We start from the raw sequence: 3,492 nt of genomic DNA on the forward strand, positions 1-3,492 counted from the left end.
ATCCCATCCTGGCCGCGTGCCCCCGCCCGATCCCATCCTACTCGCCCAAGCCGGCAACGATCTCGTCGACCTGCGCGCGGTGATCGTCGGACAGCTCCCAACCTACCGCTTCGATGTTCTGCTCTACCTGGGCCGGCCGCGTCGCGCCGCAAAGGACCGACGTGATACCCGGCTGCCGGGCCGTCCAGTGGATCACGAGCTGGGCGATGGACTTGCCGTATTCGTCCGCGATCGGCTTCAGCCGGTCGAGCATGTCGAGGGTGCGTTCGAGTTCCTCCCCCTGGAACCGGACGTCCTCGCTGCGGTTATCGCCTTCGGGAAATTGGTGCCCTCGTCCGTATTTCCCGGTCAGCAGCCCCTTGTACAGCGGCCAGTAGGAGATCACGGCGATGTCGTTGTCGCGGCAGTAGGGCAGGATCTCCGCCTCGATGTCGCGATTGAGCAGGTTGTATGGCGGCTGGTCCGAGTGGAGCGGCGCGTGGCGGGCGAACGCCCTCATCTGCGCCACATCGTAATTGCTCACGCCGATGGCGCGGATCTTGCCCTGTTCCTTCAGTTCGGCGAGCGTGGCGGCCGTCTCTTCGAAGGGCGTGTTCTCGTCCGGCGCGTGCACCTGGTACAGGTCGATGTAGTCCGTATTCAGCCTGCGGAGGCTCTCCTCGACCTGTTCGAGGACACGCTTCCTCGAGCTGTCGCGGAGCAGCGTCGTGCCGTCCCAGTACAGGCCGCATTTCGTCGCCAGGACGATCCGGTCGCGCCTGCCCGCGATAGCCCGTCCCACCAGCCGTTCCGATTCGCCGCTGCGTCCGTACATGTAGGCGGTGTCGATGAGGGTGATGCCGCCGTCCATGGCCGCCTCAAGCGCCGCCAGGGACGCGTTGTCGTCGATACCGGTCCACCCGACGCCGGCCATGGGCCAGCAGCCCATGCCGATGGCCGATACCGTAAGTCCCGATTCACCGAGCGCTCTGTATTCCATGTTCGTTTCCTTTGGTAAATACCGGCCGAGGCCGGCCGCCCCGCGCCAGTCGAGGCCGGCCGCCCCGCGGTGTTTTGATTAGCGATTGACTTAATGGGCGGGGAGTACATATATTGAATATACTGCGATGTTTCCGGTACGGTAGAATATACCGCGTTACTTTTTTGCGCCCAAACGATATTGACCCGAAATCGGAGCGGCGGTCCGTTTTGAGCCTGCGAAGACTCAGTCCTCGTCACAACGGCGTGGCCGGATGCGCTGACCCCCAAACCAGAGTTCCAGTAATGCATAACAGGGAGGCACTAAGATGAAGACCGGTTTCGCACTCATGGCCGCGATCGTCCTCGCGGCATCCCCGGCCCTGGCCGGCTCACCGTCCATTGCCGGCGATTACGTGGAAGTTCGCTCCAACCACATCCTGGGCGGCGGCTGTACCTACTCGGCGGAAGCGGGCGGCGATGCCAACCAGGCCGTGGTGGCCTGGCACATCCGTGAAGGCGCGCTGGCCGATCTGTCCGTCGTCGCCGTCATTCTCGGAAAGGGCAACCTGCAACTCGGTCATCACGCCCGCGAGACCGTGCTGCTGATCGACAGCCGGGCCACGCCGAGCCAGCGCCAGGACCTGAAGAGCGCATTCACCGCCCGGTACGGCGAGCTGTTCGGCACGGTCAAGACGGTAAAGCCCACGGACATCTCCTTCCGTCACGACGGCGGGGACGCTTACGCCGTTACGGTGGACGGCCAGGTGCGCGTGGCCACCAGGACCATGCTGGCGACCGACCACGAGCCCAACTGCGACCGCATGGTGTGGTACGATCCCTTCACGAAGGACGCGTCGGCCGCGCTGGTCCAGACCGCCGCCCACGCGTACAGCGGTTCGGACCTGATCGCGACGTGGAGCATTCCGAACAAGCGCAGCGCCTACGTGGGGACTTTCGCCTTCACGCCGTAAGCGGCACCTTCGAGCGGAACCCACGGCGATCATGAATCCAGAAGCCGGCGAGGCGGTATACGTTCGCCGGCTTCTTGCTATCTACGGATGGAGAACAGACTACGGCGCTCGGACTCCTTCTGCTGATCACGGCGACCGTCGTGACGTCGTGCTTCGGCCTGATCCTGAAGTCCGCCCACCACAACGGCCACAACGCCCTGGCGGTGGGCAGCCTCAACTACGGCGCCGGCGCCGTGATCTCCGGCCTGCTGATGCTCGCGGACCCGGGCTGGGCCTGGCATTGGACCACCGTGTGGATCGGTGCGGTGAGCGGATTCTTCTATTTCGTCGCCTTCCGCTTTCTGATCCAGGCGCTCCTGCAGGGAGGGGTCGCCGTGACCCTGGCCATCGTCCGCCTGTCCGTCCTCATCCCCATCCTCTGTTCCATCGTCATATGGTACGAGGTCCCCAACCTGGCGCAGATCGCGGGCATCATAACGGTCTGCATCGCCCTGCCGCTTCTGACGCTCGGCGTGGGCAGACAGGCCGAGTTGTCCCTGCGCGGCGTCGCCTGGCTGGTCGGCGCCCTCTTCATCACGACCGGATTCTGCCACCTGTCCCCGAAGGTCTTCAGCGAACTCGCGCCCCAGAGCCAGATGCCGCTCTACCTCTTTTCCCTCTTTGCCGTATCCGGAATCATGGGGTTCTTCTACTTCTGGACTAAACCGATACGGGCACGCATGCCCGAGTTGCGGTGGAGCGTCCTCCTTGGCGCGGTCAACGTCTCGGGGACCTGGCTCCTGGTCCTCACGCTCAAGTACCTCCCCGGCACCGTCGTCTTTCCCTTCGTCAGCGCGGTCGGCCTTGTCATCACTACGCTCGTGGCTATATTGTACTGGAAAGAGCAGGTGCGCGGGCTGGCCTACGTCGGCATCGGCCTGACCCTGGTCGCGGCCGTCCTCGTGAACAGCGGCTGAGACAACTTGCAACTAATAAATTACAACCAATAAGGACTATTATAGTGATCCTGTCGGGTAAAATGATTCACGAGCGTATTGGAAAAGACATTTTTATCGAACCATTCGATCCTGCCAGGCTCAATCCGAATAGCTACAATCTCTCACTCGCCGATGAACTCATGTTATACGAGGATGACGTGCTCGATATGAAGAAGCAACACCGCACGCGATCCATTCAGATTCCGGACGATGGGTACGAGTTGCGCCCCCATACGCTTTATCTTGGCCGGACAGCGGAGTTTACCAGGACGGACAAGTACGTTCCCATGCTCGAGGGGCGGTCATCCGTAGGTAGATTGGGGCTGTTTGTACACGTAACCGCTGGTTTCGGCGATGTGGGATTTGCCGGCTACTGGACTTTGGAGATGTTCTGTGTCCGGCCCATCAGGATCTATCCGAACGTGGAAATCTGCCAGGTTTACTATCACACGCTGGATGGCGATTTCGAGACCTATGAAAGTGGGAAGTACCAGAACAACACGGGCATTCAGCCTAGTCGTTTGTATCTCGATTTTCTAGACCGCAAGTAACCATAGCGCAGGTACGTCCATCACAAAAACATA

Annotated in this window: 4 protein-coding genes; 3 read left to right on the forward strand and 1 reads right to left on the reverse strand. The window is 61.6% G+C overall.

Annotation, left to right across the window (positions count from 1 at the left end):
• Positions 1–37: 37 nt before the first annotated feature.
• Entirely contained in the window at positions 38–979 is a 942-nt protein-coding gene (locus F4Z81_04095) for an aldo/keto reductase (GenBank protein ID MXW04235.1), read from the reverse strand.
• A gap of 307 nt (positions 980–1,286) precedes the next feature.
• Between F4Z81_04095 and F4Z81_04100 the strand changes: the two genes are divergently transcribed.
• From F4Z81_04100 to F4Z81_04110, 3 genes are all read left to right on the forward strand, one after another.
• Positions 1,287–1,931: a DUF1326 domain-containing protein gene (locus tag F4Z81_04100; GenBank protein ID MXW04236.1), complete on the forward strand. Its 645-nt coding sequence runs from the start codon at positions 1,287–1,289 to the stop codon at positions 1,929–1,931.
• A 74-nt stretch (positions 1,932–2,005) separates the two neighbouring features.
• Positions 2,006–2,887, forward strand: coding sequence for a DMT family transporter (locus F4Z81_04105; protein ID MXW04237.1), 882 nt, complete (start codon positions 2,006–2,008; stop codon positions 2,885–2,887).
• A 44-nt stretch (positions 2,888–2,931) separates the two neighbouring features.
• Positions 2,932–3,459, forward strand: coding sequence for a dCTP deaminase (locus tag F4Z81_04110; GenBank protein ID MXW04238.1), 528 nt, complete (start codon positions 2,932–2,934; stop codon positions 3,457–3,459).
• The last annotated feature ends 33 nt before the right edge of the window (positions 3,460–3,492 follow it).

Source organism: Gemmatimonadota bacterium, from assembly GCA_009835325.1.
In the GTDB taxonomy this organism is placed as follows: Bacteria; JAAXHH01; JAAXHH01; order JAAXHH01; family JAAXHH01; genus JAAXHH01.

What these genes read in the sequence shown, in the direction of transcription:
- F4Z81_04095 (MXW04235.1), bottom strand. Translation starts at nt 979, where the DNA reads ATGGAATACAGAGCGCTCGGTGAATCGGGACTTACGGTATCGGCCATC.
- F4Z81_04100 (MXW04236.1), top strand. Translation starts at nt 1,287, where the DNA reads ATGAAGACCGGTTTCGCACTCATGGCCGCGATCGTCCTCGCGGCATCC.